This window comes from Collinsella sp. TF10-11AT (assembly GCF_003437565.1).
Classification (GTDB): Bacteria; Actinomycetota; Coriobacteriia; order Coriobacteriales; family Coriobacteriaceae; genus Collinsella.
Genome location: NZ_QSQW01000007.1, coordinates 49,872 through 70,688, shown reverse-complemented (window position 1 = coordinate 70,688; position 20,817 = coordinate 49,872). Strand labels below are relative to the sequence as shown.

Annotated in this window: 16 protein-coding genes; 7 read left to right on the top strand and 9 right to left on the bottom strand. The window is 60.5% G+C overall.

What is annotated here, in order from left to right; all coding sequences use genetic code 11:
* Positions 1 to 71: 71 nt before the first annotated feature.
* The 4 genes from DXC99_RS06275 (at position 72) to DXC99_RS06260 (ending at position 6,473) form a co-directional block, all read left to right on the top strand.
* The gene (locus tag DXC99_RS06275) at positions 72 to 788 is read left to right on the top strand and encodes a DUF554 domain-containing protein (protein ID WP_172622415.1); all 717 of its coding nucleotides are present in this window, start codon (positions 72 to 74) and stop codon (positions 786 to 788) included.
* Between the two features lie 87 nt (positions 789 to 875).
* Positions 876 to 2,615: a TerB N-terminal domain-containing protein gene (locus DXC99_RS06270; RefSeq protein WP_233505685.1), complete on the top strand. Its 1,740-nt coding sequence runs from the start codon at positions 876 to 878 to the stop codon at positions 2,613 to 2,615.
* Positions 2,608 to 3,912, top strand: coding sequence for an ATP-binding protein (locus DXC99_RS06265; RefSeq protein ID WP_117629645.1), 1,305 nt, complete (start codon positions 2,608 to 2,610; stop codon positions 3,910 to 3,912). The genes DXC99_RS06270 and DXC99_RS06265 overlap by 8 nt, the downstream gene beginning before the upstream one ends.
* Positions 3,913 to 4,028: 116 nt before the next feature.
* Positions 4,029 to 6,473, top strand: coding sequence for a DEAD/DEAH box helicase (locus DXC99_RS06260; RefSeq protein ID WP_117629644.1), 2,445 nt, complete (start codon positions 4,029 to 4,031; stop codon positions 6,471 to 6,473).
* 185 nt (positions 6,474 to 6,658) lie between these two features.
* On the opposite strand, the gene DXC99_RS06255 is transcribed toward DXC99_RS06260, so the two are convergent.
* From DXC99_RS06255 to DXC99_RS06240, 4 genes are all read right to left on the bottom strand, one after another.
* Positions 6,659 to 7,534 (bottom strand): spermidine synthase, encoded by an 876-nt coding sequence (locus DXC99_RS06255; protein ID WP_117629643.1) that lies wholly within the window; start codon positions 7,532 to 7,534, stop codon positions 6,659 to 6,661.
* Positions 7,535 to 9,442: an elongator complex protein 3 gene (locus DXC99_RS06250; protein ID WP_117629642.1), complete on the bottom strand. Its 1,908-nt coding sequence runs from the start codon at positions 9,440 to 9,442 to the stop codon at positions 7,535 to 7,537. It lies immediately after the preceding gene.
* A 97-nt stretch (positions 9,443 to 9,539) separates the two neighbouring features.
* A complete protein-coding gene (locus tag DXC99_RS06245) occupies positions 9,540 to 10,439 on the bottom strand; it encodes a DUF4097 family beta strand repeat-containing protein (RefSeq protein ID WP_117629641.1) in 900 nt (299 codons plus the stop codon).
* Positions 10,436 to 11,149, bottom strand: coding sequence for a helix-turn-helix domain-containing protein (locus DXC99_RS06240; protein WP_117629640.1), 714 nt, complete (start codon positions 11,147 to 11,149; stop codon positions 10,436 to 10,438). Before DXC99_RS06240 ends, DXC99_RS06245 begins: the two co-directional genes overlap by 4 nt.
* A 267-nt stretch (positions 11,150 to 11,416) precedes the next feature.
* Between DXC99_RS06240 and DXC99_RS06235 the strand changes: the two genes are divergently transcribed.
* The 3 genes from DXC99_RS06235 to DXC99_RS06225 all read left to right on the top strand — a co-directional run bounded on the left by DXC99_RS06235 (position 11,417) and on the right by DXC99_RS06225 (position 16,239).
* A complete protein-coding gene (locus DXC99_RS06235; RefSeq protein WP_117629639.1) occupies positions 11,417 to 12,289 on the top strand; it encodes a hypothetical protein in 873 nt (290 codons plus the stop codon).
* A 119-nt stretch (positions 12,290 to 12,408) separates the two neighbouring features.
* The gene (locus tag DXC99_RS06230) at positions 12,409 to 13,248 is read left to right on the top strand and encodes a tRNA (guanosine(46)-N(7))-methyltransferase TrmB (protein WP_117629638.1); all 840 of its coding nucleotides are present in this window, start codon (positions 12,409 to 12,411) and stop codon (positions 13,246 to 13,248) included.
* A 309-nt stretch (positions 13,249 to 13,557) separates the two neighbouring features.
* Positions 13,558 to 16,239, top strand: coding sequence for an RNA helicase (locus tag DXC99_RS06225; protein ID WP_117629637.1), 2,682 nt, complete (start codon positions 13,558 to 13,560; stop codon positions 16,237 to 16,239).
* 74 nt (positions 16,240 to 16,313) lie between these two features.
* On the opposite strand, the gene DXC99_RS06220 is transcribed toward DXC99_RS06225, so the two are convergent.
* The 5 genes from DXC99_RS06220 to DXC99_RS06200 all read right to left on the bottom strand — a co-directional run bounded on the left by DXC99_RS06220 (position 16,314) and on the right by DXC99_RS06200 (position 20,817).
* Positions 16,314 to 18,071: a DUF2130 domain-containing protein gene (locus tag DXC99_RS06220; RefSeq protein WP_117629636.1), complete on the bottom strand. Its 1,758-nt coding sequence runs from the start codon at positions 18,069 to 18,071 to the stop codon at positions 16,314 to 16,316.
* A 138-nt stretch (positions 18,072 to 18,209) separates the two neighbouring features.
* Complete coding sequence (locus tag DXC99_RS06215) at positions 18,210 to 18,755, bottom strand: metallophosphoesterase (RefSeq protein WP_117629635.1); 546 nt, start codon at positions 18,753 to 18,755, stop codon at positions 18,210 to 18,212.
* Between the two features lie 66 nt (positions 18,756 to 18,821).
* Entirely contained in the window at positions 18,822 to 19,001 is a 180-nt protein-coding gene (locus DXC99_RS06210) for a hypothetical protein (protein ID WP_117629634.1), read from the bottom strand.
* 18 nt (positions 19,002 to 19,019) lie between these two features.
* Entirely contained in the window at positions 19,020 to 19,346 is a 327-nt protein-coding gene (locus tag DXC99_RS06205; protein WP_117629633.1) for an HIRAN domain-containing protein, read from the bottom strand.
* A gap of 91 nt (positions 19,347 to 19,437) precedes the next feature.
* Entirely contained in the window at positions 19,438 to 20,817 is a 1,380-nt protein-coding gene (locus DXC99_RS06200; RefSeq protein ID WP_117629632.1) for an aldehyde dehydrogenase, read from the bottom strand.

Genomic DNA, 20,817 nt, shown 5'->3' with positions numbered 1-20,817 from the left:
AGATGAGTCGCGATGTGCCTCGCATTTCGTTCTGCTACGATTGCCACGTTGGCATCAATACAGGAGGGCTCATGCCGGGCTTGGGAACAATCATCAACGTTGCGCTTTTAGTTGCGGGCGGTCTTTTGGGATTAGCGGGCGGCCGCTTCATTACACCGCGCATCCAAGACACGCTCATGAAAGCATCGGGGCTGTGCGTCCTGTTTATCGGCCTGGGCGGCACCATGCAAAAGATGCTCATCATCGATGGAAAGGCGCTAGCGACCACCGGTACCACCATGCTCATCGTCTCATTTGCGCTCGGTTCGCTCATCGGCGAGGCCATCAACTTGGAGGCCGCCATCGAGAACCTTGGCGAATGGCTCAAGCGCAAGACTGGCAGTGAGGGCGATAACGAGTTCACCAACGCTTTTGTCTCGACTTCACTCACCGTGTGCATCGGCGCCATGGCCATTGTGGGATCGATCCAGGACGGCCTGCTCGGCGACTGGTCAACGCTTGCCCTCAAGGGCGCACTGGACTGCATCATCGTCTGCACCATGACGGCCTCGCTTGGCCGCGGCTGCATCTTCTCCGCCCTGCCCGTCGCCGTGTTCCAGGGGACGATCACGTTGTTTGCCGGCGCGCTCTCCCCCATCATGACCACAGCAGCCCTCAACAGCCTTTCGCTCGTAGGCTCCATGCTCATCTTCTGCGTCGGCGTCAACCTCATCCGTCCTCAGACCTTCCGCACGGCCAATATGCTTCCCTCCGTCGTCATCGCCGTCATATACGCCCTCCTGTTCTAAATCTAGCAACGCAGCGGTATCTCGAACATCTGTTTGATGCTGTGCTATGATATGAGGTCACCGTAGCTGCGTTCGAGAGGAGGAGCGGTGGCCGACCAGGACATCAAGATGCTCATCGAGCGCATTATGGCCGAGGCCCGGACCCATCAGTCCGCCCGCTTCTCAAACGAAACCTACGCAGACGAGCCGATTCTCAAAACCGGCCGACAGATGCAGAATTTCCTCCCCGACCAGTACCGTAAAATGCGCGAGATATCGCGCTGGCAGGATGACCCCAAGGGCGGTGCGGGCCGCTGGCTTTCGGAAGCCGAGCTTTTTTACCGCCAGGGCCTGCTGATGGCCGACTTTGAGGACGACTGTCCCTACAACGGCACCTTTAAGTCGTACTTTCCCACCTACAACGCCATGAGCGACCGGCAACTGCGCGGCTACTTTACCTGGCGTGCCCAAGTGCGCCGCGGAACCGTCGAGGAAACGTCTACGTCCTTTGCCTTTCTGTATCTCTATGAGCTGATCTGCGGCATTGGCGTAGATAATCCACTCGATGGTTTTAACAAGATCAAGGCTTTTTGGGATGTCTATCGCGCCTTCGAGCCCGGCATCGACCGGTTTGCGCGCGTGTGGCTGCAAGATTACGCCGTGTTCCACGGGCTCGACCCCAAGCTGCTTCGCGACTCTAAAACCGTCATGTTCGATAACGCCCTTATCGAACTGCGGCGCGCGGCACGAGACCTTGTACCGGCACCGTCCGGCCAGACCCCTAAGCGTCGCAAAACCTCCGAGCCCACGCTCCCCCTTCCGCCCGATGAGGTGCGCGAGGAGCGACTCATGGCCGCCATCAACGCCCTCTCCACGTACAACCTAAGTAGCTCGCGGCTCGACCGCAGCCACCACCGTGATCTGCGCCACGTGGCGTGCGCCGTGTATGTCCGCATGGCGCGCTACTATGACACGCACCGAAAGACCGGCATCGTGGCAAGTTTATTTGGGGAGGAGACGGCCATGCCCTACACCATGTTTGCCTCGGCCGTATTCTTTGCGCCCGAGCGCCACGAGGACTGCGAATACCGTCTGGACCCCATCCATATCTACCGTTGCCAAAACGGTTTTTGGGAATGCATGCGGATTCACGGTAGCAGGCAAAAGAGCAGCAAGCTCGGTGAAATGATGCGCGCCTGCGACCAACGCCTGCGCCTGGCGCTGGACCCCGCCCATCCCCTTAAGGAAGAAAAGGTCCCCAAATATCTGGCCAAGATTATCGATGACGAGATTGTGGCATGGCTTTCGTGGGACGCCGCACACCAGCCCGTCAAGATCGATATCGATTTGAGCCAGCTGGGGCACATTCGGAGCGCTGCCGCACAAACGCGCGAAGCGCTTTTGATCGACGAGGAACGCGAGGACGGCACGCTTGCGGATGCCGAGGTGACAGTTGCCGAACGACGGGAAGCCAAGCCCGTGGCCGGCACGATCGCCGAACCAGTCGCGACGACCATGCAGCAGGACGAGGCTAGCGAGCCGACCATCTCCACCGAGCAGTTTGGCGTCGTGGCCCCGCTCCTCGCACCAGCACCCACGTCCGCTGACACCGCGTCCGCACTCGATCCCGCCGCAGACGCCTATCTTCGAGCACTACTCGAGCAAAACGCAGCGCAGACGGCATCGGCGGTGGCGCAGTCGGGCAAGAGTGAGGACATGCTTGTCGATACCATCAACGAGGCGCTCTTTGACCTGGTGGGAGACACCGTTATCGAATTCGGCGCGGCAGGGCCGCAGATTATCGAGGACTACGAAGCAGACGTGAGAGGATACCTAGACCATGAGTGATACCGCATCCGCAGCACCCCGCGTGCCCAAGCGCGTCGCTGCCGTCATTCTCAACTCGCTCAAGGGCGGCGTGGTCCCGCGCATCGGCCTTCCTTACATCACCGTAGGGCGCGAGGTCGAGATCCGCGCCCTGCTCACCGATTTAAGTCTCATCGCCGATGGCGGCGCGAGCTTCCGCTTTTTAGTCGGTCGCTACGGCGCCGGTAAGAGCTTTTTGCTCCAGACCATCCGCACGCACGCCATGGGCGAGGGATTCGTCGTCGCCGATGCCGACTTGTCGCCCGAGCGACGCCTGCAGGGCGGTCAGGGGCAGGGCCTTGCCACCTACCGCGAGCTCATCCGCAATATATCGACCAAGACGCGCCCCGAGGGCGGTGCGCTCAACCTTATTCTGGATCGCTGGGTCGCCTCGTGTGCCAACGTCGACGAGTCGGTCGTCAATGCCCAACTGACCCCGCTCGAGGAGATGGTCCACGGCTTCGACTTCACCCGCATGCTTCGCCGCTATCGCACGGCCGTATCCGAGGGCGACGAAGAGGCCATGAGCCGCGTGACCAAATGGATCCGCGGCGAATACCGCACCAAGAGCGAGGCTCGCGCCGAACTGGGGTCCTCAACCATCATCAGCGATGACGACTGGTACGACTACGTCAAACTCATCGCGCGTTTTTTGGTCTGCAGTGGCTACAAGGGCATGCTGGTGCTCATCGACGAGCTCGTGAATCTGTATAAGATTCCCAACGCCATCACGCGCCAATACAACTACGAGAAGATCCTGACCATGTACAACGACACGCTCCAGGGCAAGGCGCAGTACCTAGGCATGATCATGGGCGGCACGCCAACCTCCATCGAAGACCGCCGCCGCGGCGTGTTCTCCTACGAGGCCCTGCGCAGCCGACTCGCTCAGGGCCGCTTTGCGCGCGAAGACCTTAAGGACATGCTCGCGCCCATCATCCGCCTGCAGCCACTCACCTACGAGGAGCTGCTGGTGCTGATCGAAAAACTCATGCAAATTCACGCCGGCTACTTTGGCTGGACGCCCACGCTTACCGAGAACGACTTGGTGGACTTCCTCAAGATCGAGTTCGGTCGCGTGGGAGCCGACACGCATCTGACGCCGCGTGAAGTCATTCGTGACTTTATCGAGCTGCTCGACATCCTATGCCAAAACCCCGACGCCAACGTGGCCGAGCTGCTGCAAAGCGTCGGCGGCGACGCGTTGGCGCCGGCAACCGCAACAGGCGACACCGGCACCGCAGGCGGCGACCGCAACTTCGCCGAGTTCACCATCTAACCCACCAAAAAGGGACAGGTTTATTTTGGCAGGTTTTATCTGGGCAAACGTTGAAGCAGTAATGCAGCAAGCCGTTGCCAGCCGCGTTGAGAGATTCGTTGTTGAAAGGAGGCCCCGTGAACGCCTTTGACCGCTACGCCCCGTTTATCCAAGACTTCATCTACTCCCACGATTGGGAGAGCTTGCGCTCTATCCAGGTTGCGGCGGCAGATGCCATCTTCAACACACAGGACAATGTGCTCCTGACGGCATCCACGGCTTCCGGCAAAACCGAGGCAGCCTTCTTTCCCATCCTGACCGAGTTTTGGGAGAACCCGCCCGCAAGCGTGGGCGCCCTCTACATTGGCCCCCTCAAGGCGCTCATCAACGACCAATTCTTCCGCCTCAACGACCTGTGCGAAGAAGCCGATATCCCCGTCTGGCACTGGCATGGCGATGTCTCGCAATCACACAAGGCCAAACTCATCAAAAAACCGAGCGGCATCCTACAGATTACGCCCGAGTCGCTCGAGGCACTCCTGATCCATAAGCACATGGCGATCCCGCGCATGTTTTGCGACCTGCGCTATGTGGTTATCGACGAAGTCCATTCGCTCATGCGCGGCGACCGCGGCGGGCAGACGCTCTGTCTTATCGAGCGCCTCTCGCGCATGGCAGGCGTGCAGCCCCGCCGCATTGGCCTTTCGGCCACCATCGGCGACCCCGAGCGCACGGGCGCCTTTCTCTCGCAGGGAACGGGGCGCGACTGCGTTATCCCCCGCTTTGAGGAACCGCGCCGCGTGTGGCGCATCTCCATGGAGCACTTCTACAACTCGGGCCCCCAGGCTCAGCAGCGGGGATTCATGGGCACAGGTCCTCAAGAGGCCGAAGTACTCGCGTGCGAGCGCATCGAGGCAGCGGCATCCGCGGCGCTGCCCGCCGGCGCCCAAGACATGCGTCACAGCGGACAGCTCACACAAGAGGAGCGCCATCAACGTCGTGAGCGGGCACGGGGCAAGGCCGCTCCCAAGGACCGCCAAACTTCCTCGGCCCCCGAGGGCGAAGTCGACATCCCACGAGCGACCGAGCAGGCGCTTCTCAACCCCACCGACACGGCGCCCGACAACGCCGACCCCGGCATGGGCTATATCTTCGAACACACCCGCGGCCGCAAATGCCTGGTCTTTGCCAACTCGCGCGAGGAGGCAGAGGCCGTATGCTCCATGCTGCGTAGCTACTGCGAGAGCCGGCACGAGCCCGACCGCTTTCTCATCCACCACGGCAATCTTTCGGCATCGCTGCGCGAGACGGCAGAAGAGCTCATGCGCGACGAGGAACAGACACAGACGACCGTCACCACCTCTACGCTGGAGCTCGGTATCGATATCGGCCGCCTGGAGCGCGCCTTCCAGATTGACGCGCCGTTTACCGTCAGCTCCTTTTTGCAGCGCATGGGGCGCACAGGCCGTCGCGATCTTCCGCCCGAGATGTGGTTTGTCATGCGCGAGGAAGAGCCCGAGCCGCGCACGATGATGCCCGAAACCATTCCCTGGAAGCTCCTGCAGGGTATCGCGCTCGTACAACTCTATCGCGAGGAAAAGTGGGTCGAGCCACCCGAGCTCGATCGTCTCCCCTACAGCCTGCTCTATCACCAGACTATGTCGACCCTCGCCAGCACCGGCGAGCTCACGCCGGCCGAACTTGCCCAGCGCGTGCTCACGCTCAGCTATTTCCACCGTGTCTCGGCAGACGATTACCGTGTGCTGCTACGTCACCTCATTAAGATCGACCATATCCAGGTCACCGAAGGTGGCGGGCTCATCGTGGGTCTCGCGGGCGAGCGCATCATCAACAACTTTAAGTTCTACGCCGTGTTCCAGGAAAACGAGGAGTTTACCGTCCGGAGCGAATCGGCCGAGCTGGGCACGATCGTTAATCCGCCCCCGCCCGGTGAGCGCATCGCCATCGCCGGACACTGCTGGATTGTCGAGGAAGTGGACTGGAAGCGCCACACTGTCTTTGCCACGCAGGTCAAGGGCCGGGTGCCGGCCTACTTTGGCGACTGCCCCGGCGACATTAACACGCATGTGCTCGAGCGTATGCGCCAAGCGCTCACTGAGCACGCAGCATATCCGTACCTTATGGGTAACGCACGGGCTCGCTTGGCGCAGGCTCGTCATACCGCCGAGATTTCGGGCGCGGGAACTAAGCCGCTCATCAATCTGGGTGGCGACACCTGGGTGCTCTTCCCCTGGTTGGGCAGCTACGCCTTCCTAGCACTCGAGCGCATGCTTAAAATCAAATGCGCCGCTGAGCTGGGCCTTCGCGGACTCGACCCGTCACGCCCGTACTTTATGCAGTTTAAGATGAAGGCCGACGAGGAGACGTTCTTTGAGGTGCTCGCCGCCGAGGCCGAAAAGGACTTCGATCCCATCGAGCTCGTCTATCCTGGCGAGGTGCCTTACTTTGACCGCTACGACGAGTTTGTTCCCGAAGAGCTCGTGCGCAAGGGCTTTGCCGAAGGCGTGCTCGACATAGAGGGCATGAAGCAGCGTGTCCGCAGCTGGCGCGACCACGCCTGAGACCAGTCTTTCTGGGACGGGGCTTGTTGAGCTACTTCTTGGCCAGGCGCCGGCAGCATGATTTTTCTGGGACGGGGATTAAAAAATCATTCTGTACCTAATGATTTTTTAATCCCCGTCCCAGAAAAATCATGCCCGTAGCTAAAAAAGCCCCGTCCCAGAAAGACTGGTCGCAGGGAAACGCGCTAGTCATGGAGGGTAGCGCCGAGAAAGTCGGCGTCGAAGGGCACGGCTTCGGCAAAGGCGTAGTCGCCGTCGCTGACAATGAGCAGGTGGTTTTCCTCGCCGCCGAACTCCGTATCGCCACATGGGACCACCCAAACGTGGTCGAACACCTCGAGCGCCGTGGCGGCGCAATCGCGCAGGAACGTCACGTCGCTCCCCTCGTTCGCGCTCACAATATTAGCCACGTAGATGCCGCCCGGGTTCAAGCTACCCCGCACTAAACGCAACGCCTCAACGGTTGCCAGCTCGCGCACGGGCTCGGCACCGCCAAAGCAATCGCTCACGACCACGTCGTAGCGACGATGACCCACGCTCGTCACGCCCAGATACGAGCGAGCCTCAGCGGTAATCACCCGCAAGCGGTCACCCACCGCGCGCTCCAGCTCGTCTAGGTAGAACCAGCGGCGCGCCAGGCGCGTAATCTCTCCGTCATACTCAATAACGTCCATGCGCAAGCCCTCGTGCGACATCAGCGCAAACTTGGGATAGGCAAACCCGCCGCCGCCCAGCATGAGCATACGGTCGATACCATGCCCGTAAGCATCACGCATTGCGCCCTCGGCCTCAAACACGTCATCAAACGCGCGATAGTACGTAAAGACGGGCTCTGCCCAACGCTCGCCAACGTAGCTCGCGCTTTGGTAGACGCCGCCCTGCACGAGCACACGGACCTCGTCACCGCTCTCATCGTGCATGCGCTTCACGCGCGCCAACCCATTGCGAGTTCGCGCAACCTGCAGACAGGCAGCACGAACAGCGACAGCGGCCGCACCAAGCGCCGCGGCTCCCAGAGCAACGCCGGCAACGACGCCGGCAGAAACACTCGGCTTGTTCATCTAGAGCTCCTTTTGCAGATAAAGGCCATGGTCATAAAATCCAAGATGGCGATAGTACTCGCGTGTGCCAATCGCGCTAATCACGTTGATGCGCGCATAACCCGCATCCCGGGCAATCTCGCATGCATGCTCTACGAGCAAACGCCCCAAACCGTGATGCTGCGCCGCCTGGCCTTGATCCCCCACGCGCGCCGCCATGCCATACACGTGCACCTCGCGAATCATCGCCTCGTCCGGCATCGTCGGCAGCTCGTCCGCATGTGCGGCAACAAAAGCGCGATCGGGCAGCGACAACCGCAAAAAGCCCGCGATCTTGCCCCGCGGCGTCACCCACTGCAAAAAGCGCTCGTAAGTCACCGGCGTCTCGTACGCTACTTCCTCATCAAGAGATAGCTCATCCAAGTCGGCACCCGCCGTGCTGATCTCGCGATAGCGAATCTCACGCACCGTCGCACCGTCACCCCGAGCAGCCAGGCGGTTCTCGACGAGCTGACGCAGGTTGGGCTTCTTGTTGCCCACCATGATGTCATCGGAACTAAAGTCGCGAATCATGCGGCTGATGCGGCAGAATGCCGGCGTCACCACGATGTCATCGGCCAGCACATCGAGCAGTTCTTCCTCGGTATAGGGGCGCCACTCGCCGCGCTCGTAGCAGCCCACCAGGCGCGAGCCCTCGATGAGCGCGCACGGGTAGACCTTGACCTCGTCGGGCATAAAGGCGCCCTCGGTCACAAAGCGCTCGTAGTCGCGCTTGTCCCCCTCGGGCGTAGCGCCCAGCAAGTTGAGCATAAAATGCGCGTGGATCTTAAAGCCAAACAGGCGCGCGAGCGAAAACGCCCGCTCGATCTGTGCCACCGAAATGCGACGCTCGTTGATATCGAGCAGGTGTTGGTCGAGGCTCTGGATGCCCATCTGGATCTTGGTGCAGCCCAGACGGCGGATGAGCGTGAGCGCCTGCGGCGTTACGGCATCGGGGCGCGTCTCGATAACGAGCCCCACCACGCGATGCTTCGCCGTCTCGTTGATGCGCTGCTGAAGCTCGAGCTCCTCCATCGTTGCCGCCTGCCACTCGGCGACCTCGCCCCACGGCGTACCGGGGCCGTACAGACGACGCACCGCGCGGTTATAGCCGCCCACGGCAGCATCCACGCGCTCCTGTTCGCCGGCAACACCGCTCGCAAGCTCAGCCTCATCGGTCGCAATACCGGCAGCGCGATAGCGTTCGCGTCGCTCCGCCACCACCGGCGGCAGCGTATCGGCGGGAGCGCCATCGAGCAGGCGCCCTGCCTCGGCACGGCTGATGCCCGGACGCGCCAACATGGGGTTAGCAGCCACGCCGGCAACGGCATCGTCATTGAGCGCACGGAAAAGCTCCGACATAAACCACGTCTGATAGCCTTGCGGATAGTCGCTCCAGGTACCGCCGAGCACGATGAGCTCAATCTTATCGGTCGCATGTCCCATCTGCGAAAGCGCGGTCAGGCGAGCGCTCACCTGCAGATACGGGTCGAAGCAGTTTTGCTCCGCACGGGCGCATGCCGGCTCGGCGTGCAGATAGCTCTTGGGCATGCGCAGGTCATTGGGGCAAAACAGGCAATCTCCCGAGCACGGCCACGGCTTGGTGATGACGGTAATGGTCGCCACGCCCGAAGCCGTGCGGCGGGGCTTCATGCGCAGCACCTGCAGCAGTTGGCGCTCTAGCTCGGCGTCGACATTCCATGCCGTCCAACGAGCCGGCTCCTCGCGTTTCACCCGCTGGTAAAACGGCAGCAGGCGACGCTTGGCCAAATCGCGCTTGTCGGCACCCTCACGGCGCGCCTCGGCATGTATCAATTTGACGAGTACCTTGTCGTCCACGGTCTCACCGCGACGCAGGGCATCGAGTATGTTCAAAATAATCTGTTCCATGACCCCATTGTAAAGGCAAAGGCGCCGGAGCCGATCTCGGCTTCGGCGCCTTCATCAAACAGCGCGGCTACGTTTGCGGGTCTCCGAAAACCACCCGTCACTCCGAATCAAACGACACGTCACCCGAACCAACCTCAAAACGATACGTGGCAGACTTATCACCGTTGTCGAATTCAAGATTTAATATGGTCTCGCCATCGTAGCCAAGCGGAAGGAAATCGCTCTCGAAGTCACCGCTGCCCACGGCGAGGCTCGCCTTAAAGCCCGTAGAGTTCGGAACCGTCATCTCCACGTCGCCCGAGCCCACGCTCACGTCCATCGACTTCGCGGGCGCCTGGTAGAGCTCGAACGTTGCATCGCCCGAACCGACCTCGGCATTCAGGGTGTCGGTCACGGTGCCCGTAAACGCGACGTCTCCCGAGTCCAACGTCAGGTTGAGGTCATGACACGCAATGTCCGTGACCGTTAGATCGCCCGATCCTACATTCGCTGTAATGCCCACCATGTTATCGGCAACATCCCGCGGCAGCTCGATGGTGACCGAACGATCGATAGCGCGCTCGTCATCGCAGTCGAACTGGCTAATCGTGAGTGTAGAACCCTTGACCTCGGCCAGATTCTGAGTGGCAGCATCGTAGGTAGCTACCCCCTTTGCAACACGACCGCTCTCGATGACACGCACCTGCCCGCCGGAAACGCACTTGATCTCAACCTCACCCGATGTCACATCCAGGTCAAGGGACTGGAATGAGTCGGCATCAAACGTTTCGCTCGAAAGCTGCCGAGACTGAGCGGAATAGTTACCGCCATCCAAAGAATCGTCCCCGTCAACCACATCGTCCATACCGAACAAACCGGATGCAATATCGCCGAGATCCCACGGGCCATCAAAATGAAACAATATCCGCGAAGTGCCAAAGATAAGCCCGATGATGAGCACGAACGCTCCGATACCGACGCCCAGGCGGACCTTGGACTCATGCGAGAGCTTCATCATTCATCACCTTCTTTGGCGCTCGGCTCAGCGGCGGTCGAGGAAGCCACGTCAGTATCAACCGCAGCGGAAACATCCTGAGCCTTAGCCGCCTCCGGCGCCGGACCAACCTGAATATCCCCGCGTGCCCAATCGCCATCGAGCGCACGCGCCACCCAGTGATAGATGGGGATTGTAAAGAAGATCAGCGCGGCAAAGGAGCCACCAAACAGGAACATCAGCAAAAAGAACAGCAGCCAGCACACGGCCCAATACGGAAACGACTGGAACGGACCTTTCAACGGAGTCGAGCCAGCTGCGCCGCCACTCGTCACCTGCGCCGTAGCGGCATTGGCGGCCTGCGCACTCCAGCTTGCCGCTTGCGCCGCCTTGGCCGCAGCATCACTCGCCTGCGTAGCTGCCTCCGTGGCGCGCGCCGCCGCCTCATGGGTGCGGGCACGTTCTGCCGCCTCGGCCTCGCGCTGACGGGCGCGGTCCTCGTTCTCAAACTCGATATCGTCCTCGATCTCATCGCTCGGATTGAGGAGCTCGTCCAAACTCACGCCATAGAGTTTTGCGAGCGAGATCAGGTTCTCGGTATCGGGCGAGCTCTCCGCACGCTCCCATTTACTGACCGCCTGGCGCGACAGCCCCAGCTTTCGCGCCAGCCCTTCTTGGCTAAAACCCTTGCTGCGACGAAGGTCGGCGAGCCGCTGCGCAGTTTCTACATTCATGGTTCCTCCTATGCGATGCCAGCCGTGCCGCCGGACCGTTTTTGTTCTTAAGGCGCCTTGCACAGTTAAAAATCTATCCGCCACCGTCAAAAGCATGCCACCTATTCTAGTGAGATTTTTGACAACCGGCGGTTGCGGGCATATATGAGCTGCGGAAATGTGTCCAAACAAAGCAATGACCCGCAGCTCGGTTGTCCCCGTTGCGGCGTTAACGGTAGTATGGTCGTACTGTTTATTCCGCACCGCCAACGGAGGGAGTTCCGCGCCGTGAACCGCGATTTCGCCTCATCGCTCATTCAGCTCAACAATACGTTCTATCGCGAGCACTCCGCCTCCTTCTCCGATACGCGCCAGGCACCGTGGCCCGGCTGGGTACGCACCATGGACATAGCGCTCGAGCAGCTCGACGTCGCCACGATCGAGCATCCCGTCCGCGTCTTCGATCTCGCCTGCGGCAATATGCGATTCGAGAACTTTGCCGCCGGCGGCGCACTTGCCGCCAAGGGCGTCGACGGCACAAACCCCTCGGCAGACGCCAGTTGCCCGTTTGAGTTCTATGGTGTTGACTCGTGTCAGGATTTGGCTATCGATGCGCACGGTCACGCCCTGCGCATTCCCAACCTGCACTTCCAGGAACTCGATGTGCTCGACGCCCTCATGAAGCTCAACCCCGCCAAGACACCCGACGTGCTTTTCAACGCCCCGCTCGCCGACATCTCGGTCTGCTTTGGATTTATGCACCACGTGCCGTCGTGCGAGTACCGCGTACGCGTGCTCGACGCCCTGGTGCGCCAGACGCGCCCAGGCGGCATCATCGCCATCAGCTTTTGGGAGTTTATGAACGACGGGCGCATGGCGCGCAAGGCCGTTCGTGCCGAGGCCCGCGCCGAGCTCACCCCGCCGTTTGAGGGTTACGATTCCGCGCAGTTTGAAGCCGGTGACCACCTCATTGGCTGGCAAAACGACCGCCACGCCTACCGCTATTGCCATCACTTTGACGATCAGCAGATCACCGACCTGGTGCGCGGCGTCCGTACGTTCTACAAGAGCGGCGAGGTCCCCGTGCGCGAGCTTGAGCGCTTCCATGCCGACGGTCGCAGCGGCGATCTCAACCGTTACGTGATTCTCAAGCGTCTATAGGCGTCAGCGACTCGTCGCTGAGCCGCACCGCATCTTTCGGGCAAACCATGCCCACCCTTTTTCAACCCATTGACGGAACGCGCCTGCAATGTGTTCCATACGTATGACCAAGGAGCCTCATGGGAGCCGTCCACGTTCGCACGCCTAAGAACTTTGTGCTCGAAGAGCGCCTGGGGCGCTACGCCGATGCAATCGAGACGAACCCCGAGGCCTATGCCGGAGATTGGCGCGAGGCTTGCGCGCCAGTTGGCAGCAAGCCCTTCGAACACCTTCACCTGGATCTTGGCTGTGGCAAGGGAACGTACCTTGTAGAGCGTGCGGCGCACGAGCCAAACACCCTCTTTATCGGTATGGACCAGGAGCCCATCTGCATCGCCTATGCCGCACAGAAAATCTGCGAGCAGGAGCTATCCAACGCACTCGTCCTGCCCCGAGGCGCCGCAACGTTGCCGCAGCTGTTTGCCGCAGGCGAGCTCGACGCCATAACCATCAACTTTCCCACGCCGCAGCCCAAGGCCAAGTACGCCAAAAAACGACTCGTCCATGTCGACCATCTGATGCTCTACCGCCCGCTCTTTTCAGCCGGCGCCACCGTCACACTGCGAACCGACAGTAAGCCATTGCGCGACTACGCCCTGGGGCAGTTTGCCGCGGCCGGCTACGACACGCTTTGGGTAAGCGACGACGTCCGCCGCGACCATCCCGAGCATCCCGAGACCGAGTACGAATGCCGCACGCGCGAGATGGGTGCCGTCGTCTATGGCATTTGCGCCACACCCGGCGCGCAGCCCAGCAATGAACAGCTCGCGGCGGGCCGCGCGCAGGAGCAAAGCCTTGCCTGCTACCTGCCCGAAAACCTCGATGAGCTCACCTATGTACCTCTGGGCATGGAAGAGGCCGTCGAGAACTTTAGAAACCGCACCCGCAAAGGCAAAAAGCGCCTTCCGCAGGAGTCATAGGGGCTTTTGACAGTCACGTCGCCAGCGAGCAAGCGCAAATAGGCACCGACGAACGACCCTCAAGCCTAAGTGAGTAGACTTTTTAGCAATAGCCAAGCACAACCCGCATAGGAACAAGTAAAACCGCAGGTAAATCCCTTACGCAAAAGCCATGTGCTGGCGAAATCGCAAAAAGTCTACTCACTTAGCTCGCGGCCGCACCAAACGGCTGAGCAGGACGCCCATTTCCTGCATTTTCTTTCGCGCTGGCACCCCGCGCCGCCGCTACGCCATAATAGTTGGCGGACAATCGCGAGAGAAAGCAAACACATGGCACAGACCACGACAGATATCGCCGCCAGCACCGTCTCCGGCGCCGGAGCCGCCAGTTCATTCTCGGGCGGCACGGGAACCGAAGCCGAATTCGGCTCACTCGGTGCGCTCTCCCCCACCTGGTGGGAGCCCGAGGACGGCAGCGAGCCCGAACCATGGCTCACGCCCGATCAAGCCTTCGAACGCTTCTTTGAATGGACGAGCGACCGCGGCATCGAGCTGTGGGATCACCAAGAAGAGGCCCTCATGGACCTGGCCGCCGGCGATCACGTCATCTTAGGCACGCCGACCGGCTCGGGTAAGTCACTTGTTGCGCTGGGCATGCTCTTTATGGGCATGGCACAGGGCAAGCGCTGCTACTATACGGCTCCTATCAAGGCTCTGGTCAGCGAAAAGTTCTTCGATCTGGTACAGGTGCTCGGCCGCGATAACGTCGGCATGATCACCGGCGACACGCATATCAACACCAAGGCACCCGTCATCTGCTGCACGGCCGAAATCCTTGCCAACGATGCGCTCCGCGAGGGCGAGGACGCCGACGTGGGCTGCGTGGCCATGGACGAGTTCCACTACTTTGCCGACCCCGACCGCGGCTGGGCCTGGCAGGTGCCGCTGCTCACCCTGCCCCATACGCAGTTTATGCTCATGAGTGCCACGCTCGGCGATGTCACTGCCATCGCCACCTCACTCGAGGAACACACCGGCGCTACCTGCGACTTGGTCGTCGATGCCCCACGCCCCGTGCCGCTGAGCTACGACTACGTGACGACCTCGCTTGAGGGCACCGTCGAGCTCGCCATGCGCCGTGGCGAGGCCCCGCTCTACATCGTGCACTTTAGCCAGGACGCCGCACTTGCGACGGCGCAATCCCTCGCCAATTTTGGCATCGCCAGCAAGGAGCAGCGCGAGGCTATTAAGGAAGCCGCCAAAGGCACGAGCTTCTCGACGGCCTTCGGCAAGATCCTCAAGCGTTTGCTCGGCTGCGGCGTCGGCGTGCACCATGCTGGCATGTTGCCGCGCTATCGCCTGCTGGTCGAGCGCTTGGCGCAGCAGGGCCTGCTGCCCGTCATCTGCGGTACCGATACGCTCGGCGTCGGCATCAACGTACCCATCCATACCGTGGTGCTCACCGCGCTCACCAAGTTCGACGGCTACAAGATGCGTCGCCTGCGCGCCCGTGAGTTTCATCAGATCGCTGGTCGCGCCGGTCGCTCGGGCTTCGATACCGAGGGCATGGTGATCGCCGAGGCACCCGAGCACGAGATCGAGAATGCCAAGCTTATGGCCAAGGCGGGCGACGATCCCAAAAAGCTCCGCAAGATTAAAAAGAAGAAGGCCCCCGAGGGCTTTGTCACCTGGAACAAGCAGACCTTTGAGCGCCTGATCGAGACGCAGCCCGAGACGCTCAAGCCGCGCCTTCGCATCACACACTCCATGGTGATTAGCGTGGTCGAGCAGGGCGGTGACGCTCGCGCCCGCGTGCACGACCTCATCGAGACAAGCCTGCAGACCCCCGAAGAAAAGGCCAAGCTCGAGGTTCGCGCCGACGAAATCTTCGCCACGCTCATCGACTCCGGCGTCGTCGTGCGCACCGAGGTACCGCCCGCACCCGACGCTCCGGCTGATGCCGCGCCGGACATCGACTACGCGCTGACGGTCGACCTGCCCGAGGACTTTGCGCTCGACCAGCCGCTCTCGCCGTTTTTGCTTGCCGCGCTGGAGCTGCTCGACCCCGAGAGTGAGACCTATACCATGGATCTGATCTCGATGGTCGAGTCAACGCTCGAGGATCCCAAGCAGATATTGCGCGCACAGGAGCGCGCCGCGCGCGACCGCGCGATGGCAGAAATGAAGGCTGACGGCGTCGAATATGAGGAACGCCTGGAGCGCATCCAGGACGTCACCTACGAAAAGCCGCTCGAGGACTTGCTCGACGCCGCTTTTGACAAGTACTGCCAGGAAGTACCCTGGGCAAACGACTACCAGCTCTCTCCCAAGAGCGTCCTGCGCGATATGCTGGAAAGCGCGAGCGATTTTAAGGGCTACATTCAAAAGCTCGGCATCGCCCGCTCCGAGGGCATTTTGCTGCGCTACCTGGCAGAGGCTTACCGTTCTCTCGACCGCACCGTACCCATCGAGAAGCGCGACGAGCGCCTGCGTGACATCATTTCGTGGCTCGGCTTTGTGGTGCGCTCGGTCGACTCGAGCCTGGTGGACGAGTGGGAGAACGCCGGCAACCCCGCTGCACTCGATGCTGCGCCGCCGCAGGGCATCGACGAGGTCGTGGCGGACCGTCGCGGCTGCACGCTGTTGGTGCGCAACGCGCTCTTCCGTCGCGTGACCCTTGCCGCCCGCGAGCACGTTCGCGACCTGGGCGAGCTCGACGACGACTGGGGCATGAGCGAGATCCGCTGGCAAAAAGCACTCGACGCTTACCACGAGCAGCACGAGGAAATCCTCACCGACGGAGATGCCCGCAGCGCCGCGATGTTTTCCATCGACGAGTCCGACGAGAAGACCGCGCACGTATGGCACGTGCACCAGATTTTTGCCGACGAGGATGGCGACCACGACTTTGGCATTATGGGCGATGTCGATCTAGACGCCACGCAAGACGGTGGCGAGGTCATTTTCAAAAACTACCGTGTCGGCTTTATCGAGGACCTGCTCGAGGACTAGCCGAACATACCGAAACGAAACGGGGCCGTTGGCAATTTCGCCAGCGGCCCCGCTTTTGCACTATCCGCTATACCTTACTCGGCATCCTCGATCTCATACGAATCCGCCTCGGCTGGCTCATCGTTTGTCTCTGACGCAGCCCCGCGCGCCTCGTCAAACGCCGCCTTCATGGTCTTGTTGCCCCACGTGAGCTTGCGAATGGTAAGATCGTCGGCTTTCTTGTTGGCTAGGCGCAGGTTGTTCTCGGAGGACAGCAACGCCTCCTTGGTTTTCTGCAGATGGCTAATCGTCTTGTCGATCTCATCGATTGCTGTTTGGAACTTGCGACTCGCAATCTCGTAGTTGCGGCCGAAATCATTCTTGAACTTTTCCATCTTGGCTTCGAAGTTCGTAACGTCGATATTCTGCTGTTTGTACTCCGCTAGCTCCTGCTTATAGCGCAGCGAACCCATGGCGGCGTTGCGAAGAAGCGTAATCATGGGAATGAAAAACTGTGGGCGAATCACGTACATCTTCTCGTAGCGATAGCTCACGTCGACTATCCCTGCGTTATAGAGCTCGCTCTCGGGCTCGAGTAGCGTGCAGAGCACCGCGTACTCACAGCCTTTTTGGCGGCGATCGTGGTCGAGTTTCTTAAAGAAGTCCTCGTTTTTATGCTTGGTCGTGGTCTCGTCGTTCTCGTTTTTCATCTCGAACATAATCGAAATGACCTCGTTACCGCTCGCGTCGCACTCGCGGAAGATAAAGTCGCCCTTGGTACCCTCGGACGCATCGTTATCTTTCTCGAAGTACGCGTTGGGAAACGCCGTCATGCGCAGACGGTTGAACTCGGTCTCGCAGTGCTGCTCGAGCGACTCGCCCACCATCTTGGTGGACAGGCGGACCTTCATGTCCTTAAGGCGCTCAATCTCTTCATCCTTGTAGCGAATCAGGTCATCGCTCGCGCGCTTGGCCTGCGCAAGCTCGAGCTCGTGTGCCGCCTTGGCTTGCTCCTCACGAGAATCGCGCACCGCCAACTCGCTCGTCAGCTTGGCACGTGCCTCATCGCGCTCTCGCTCCGCCGCGGCGACCGCCTCTGACAGGTTCATTTTTGCCATCAGTTCCTGCTCGCGCAACTGGGCACGCAGACCCTCGGCCTCTTGCTCGGACTGTGCCTTTGCGGCAGAAAACTTCTCTTGCACCTTCACGCGATAGTCAGCAAGCGCGCGCTCGGCCTCGCTGCGAGCGGCATCGAGCTCACGCTGCGACTCGGCCGCAGCGGCGGCAAGCGCCATCTCCTGGGCCTTGTCCGCCGCGGCAAGTCTGGCCTGCAGCTCAGCAATCTGAGCATCACGTGCAGCTAAATCGTTTTGAGCGGCATTGCGCGTCGCCGACTCGACGAGCTTGGCTTCGTCATCTTTGCGCTCCAGCTGCGCACGCAAATTGTCGATCTCGCGCTGAAGCTCGGCATTCTCCTTTTGAGCATCGGCGCGGGCCTCAACCGCCGCGCGCTGACTTGCACTCTCGCGCTCTGCGGCAGCGCCTTCGAGCTTGGCGCGCAGCTCGGCAAGCTCAGCGTCGCGCTTGGCAACCTCTTGTGCCAGCTTCTGCTCCGCAGTGTTCTTCTGCTCGGCAAGCTGAGCGTTGCGCTGAGACTCTGCCTCTTGCAAGGCAGCCGTCGAACGCGAGCGCTCAAGCTCCAGCGCCTGCTCGCCCTCGCGCTGGACTGCCCTCACACGCTCATCCAGATCGCGCGAAAACTCGGCATTGCGCACTTGTTTGACGATATCCGCATAGCCGGACGCATCGACCTTAAAAACTTCGCCGCAATGCGGGCACTTAATCTCGTTCATAGCAGCTCCTCGATGGACGCAAACTTCAACCGCCTTCACTCTACCGCGCCGCGCGGACAAATAAGTCGCCGCTACCAGAATGAGTACGGCGCCAGAACCACCACAAAGGTGCCTGTCCCCTTCGTGGCGGTTTGCGAGCTACAGTCCAAAGAAATTCAGGATCTGGTCTCGGCTTACGGGCTTGTAGTTGTTGGCGTCGAGGCCCACATCGTAGCGGTAAATGGGGCGCTCGCGATCGCGGTTGCGAGCGTTGGTGCGGTCTCCTCTGCTGTGGATATGCCCGTGTAGCATGATGGCGCCACGCGCCTTACCATTCCAGCTGAGCATGGGGTAGTGGCTCATAACCAGACGATGCCCCTTGGCATAGCCGGGAGCAATCTCCAGGTAATCGCGCACGTCTTCCCAAATCTGCGGTACGTCGGGATCTTCCCAGTCGCCGTCATGGTTACCACGGATGAGCGTCACATTCTTGCATTCGATACGCTCGCGCAGGCGCACCGCCTCTGCCAGGGGCAAACGGTAGGTAAAGTCTCCCAAGATATAGAGGCGGTCGTCCACAGCCACGCACTCATTGATGGCATCGATGACCTTGCGGTTCATCTCCTCGACCGAATCAAACGGCCGATCCATGTCGTGCAAGATATTCGTATCGCCCAGGTGCAGGTCGGCGGTAAACCACATCATCGTCTATGCCCTCATTTCGCAACGCGTTCAACTCGTGCTAAGTATACAGACGTAGCGATGCGGCGGTTATCCAAAGAGCCCGCCGAACAGTCCGCGGCGGCGCTTGTCCTTTTTATTCGAATCTTTTCCCGGGGTGTTCTTATCCTTTTGCTTTTTGCGGTCCTGCTCCAACTCATCGTCATCAAGTAGCATATCCCACTCAAACGGGTCATCCGTCAGATCGAACAGATCATCGTCAACAAACATGGCAGCCTCCATTGCCGACTAGCGAGCATCCACCACATAGAGGCCAACGCGCATCTGATGCCACGGGCTGCGCTCGGGGGCAACCTGTTGTACGCGGGCCTCAAACACATCCTCGTGGCCGTAATACATCATCAAGGACAGCGGGCCGACCTCGTTTCCCGGAACATAGCCAAGCTTGGTGTTGCCGTAATAGATCGCAACCGCCTCGGGATCATGGGGATTATCGTGCTCGGCACACAGCGTCAGTTTAACGCCCGCTTTAAGATCGCCCAAGACCAAGGCGCCATCGGCATACTGAAATCCTGCAATATGAAACGACAAAAGAACACGTGAAGGCTCGTACATGGCAACTCCTCTAACGACCGAATAAACCGGCACTTAACCTTACTGAGAAGCTTACGGGCCCGTGCGGACATAAATTCATCCTTATCTGATTCTAATGCACAAACATGCGCACGAACTTGTGCTTCCAGCTTGCGTAAGGAGCATAGCGGAATGGCACGTCCAACCACGTTGCCTTGTTCACGATGCTCTTCTTGTGGCTAAACGTATCGAAGCTCTCGCGTCCATGGTACTGCCCCATACCGCTCGCGCCCATGCCGCCAAAGCCCATATGGCTCGTAGCCAGATGCATGATCGTGTCGTTGACGCAGCCGCCGCCAAAGGGCACATGGCGCACAAAGCGCTCCTGAACTGCGCGGTCCTGGCTAAAGATATATAAGGCCAGCGGTGTCGGACGATCCGTAATAAACGTCTCGGCCTCGTCTAAGCTCTCAAACGTCAGCACCGGCAAGATGGGACCGAAGATTTCTTCCTGCATCACGGCGTCATCGGGGGACACGCCGTCTAGGATCGTCGGCTCAATCTTGAGCGACGACTCGCGCGCCGTGCCTCCCAGCACAACCTTGTCGGGATCGATCAGCCCGCGCACGCGCGCAAAATGCTTGGCGTTGACGATGTGGCCGTAATCCTCGTTGTCGAGCGGATGCTCGCCAAACATGCGGCGGACCTCCTCCTTGATGAGGCCCAACAACTCATCGTGCACGTGCACGTCGACCAGCAGATAATCGGGCGCTACACAGGTCTGGCCCACGTTGAGCCATTTACCAAAGGCGATGCGCCGTGCCGCGACCTTCAAGTTTGCCGTCGCATCCACAATGCCGGGACTCTTTCCGCCCAGCTCAAGCGTCACGGGCGTCAGGTTTTTACTTGCCCGCTCCATGACGAGTTTGCCGACCGGAACGCTGCCGGTAAAGAAGATCTTGTCCCAGCACTCATCGAGCAGCGCTTCGTTCTCGGCGCGCCCGCCCTCGATAACCGTCACCAGGCGCGGATCAAACGTCTCTTCGCAGATTTGCTTGAGCACCGCGCTCGAAGCCGGCGCATAGGCACTCGGCTTGATGACCACGGTGTTACCCGCAGCGAGCGCGCCGGCGAGCGGCTCGAGCGTCAACAAAAACGGATAGTTCCATGGAGCCATGACGAGCGTGACGCCATAGGGCACGGCTTGCGTCTTGCACACGCTAATAGCATTGGCGAGGTCGCAGGAGCGCAGGCGCGGACGGCTCCATCGAGCCACATGCGCAATCTGATGACGAATCTCGGAAAGCGAGGTGCCGATCTCACACATATAGGCCTCGTCATGCGACTTTCCCAAATCGGTCTTGAGCGCATGGGCAATATCGGTCTCGTGTGCTCGCACCGCCTCGCGCAGGCGCACGAGGGCGCGACGTCGAGCATCGACATCAAACGTGGCGCGCGTCTTAAAGTAGGCGCGCTGTTCGCCGACAATGCGCGCGATTTCCTCGGTGTTCAT

Coding starts and splice junctions, on each gene's coding strand:
- DXC99_RS06275 (WP_172622415.1), top strand. CDS start 72: ATGCCGGGCTTGGGAACAATCATCAACGTTGCGCTTTTAGTTGCGGGC.
- DXC99_RS06265 (WP_117629645.1), top strand. CDS start 2,608: ATGAGTGATACCGCATCCGCAGCACCCCGCGTGCCCAAGCGCGTCGCT.
- DXC99_RS06255 (WP_117629643.1), bottom strand. CDS start 7,534: ATGAACAAGCCGAGTGTTTCTGCCGGCGTCGTTGCCGGCGTTGCTCTG.
- DXC99_RS06250 (WP_117629642.1), bottom strand. CDS start 9,442: ATGGAACAGATTATTTTGAACATACTCGATGCCCTGCGTCGCGGTGAG.
- DXC99_RS06245 (WP_117629641.1), bottom strand. CDS start 10,439: ATGATGAAGCTCTCGCATGAGTCCAAGGTCCGCCTGGGCGTCGGTATC.
- DXC99_RS06240 (WP_117629640.1), bottom strand. CDS start 11,149: ATGAATGTAGAAACTGCGCAGCGGCTCGCCGACCTTCGTCGCAGCAAG.
- DXC99_RS06230 (WP_117629638.1), top strand. CDS start 12,409: ATGGGAGCCGTCCACGTTCGCACGCCTAAGAACTTTGTGCTCGAAGAG.
- DXC99_RS06225 (WP_117629637.1), top strand. CDS start 13,558: ATGGCACAGACCACGACAGATATCGCCGCCAGCACCGTCTCCGGCGCC.
- DXC99_RS06220 (WP_117629636.1), bottom strand. CDS start 18,071: ATGAACGAGATTAAGTGCCCGCATTGCGGCGAAGTTTTTAAGGTCGAT.
- DXC99_RS06215 (WP_117629635.1), bottom strand. CDS start 18,755: ATGATGTGGTTTACCGCCGACCTGCACCTGGGCGATACGAATATCTTG.
- DXC99_RS06210 (WP_117629634.1), bottom strand. CDS start 19,001: ATGTTTGTTGACGATGATCTGTTCGATCTGACGGATGACCCGTTTGAG.
- DXC99_RS06205 (WP_117629633.1), bottom strand. CDS start 19,346: ATGTACGAGCCTTCACGTGTTCTTTTGTCGTTTCATATTGCAGGATTT.
- DXC99_RS06200 (WP_117629632.1), bottom strand. CDS start 20,817: ATGAACACCGAGGAAATCGCGCGCATTGTCGGCGAACAGCGCGCCTAC.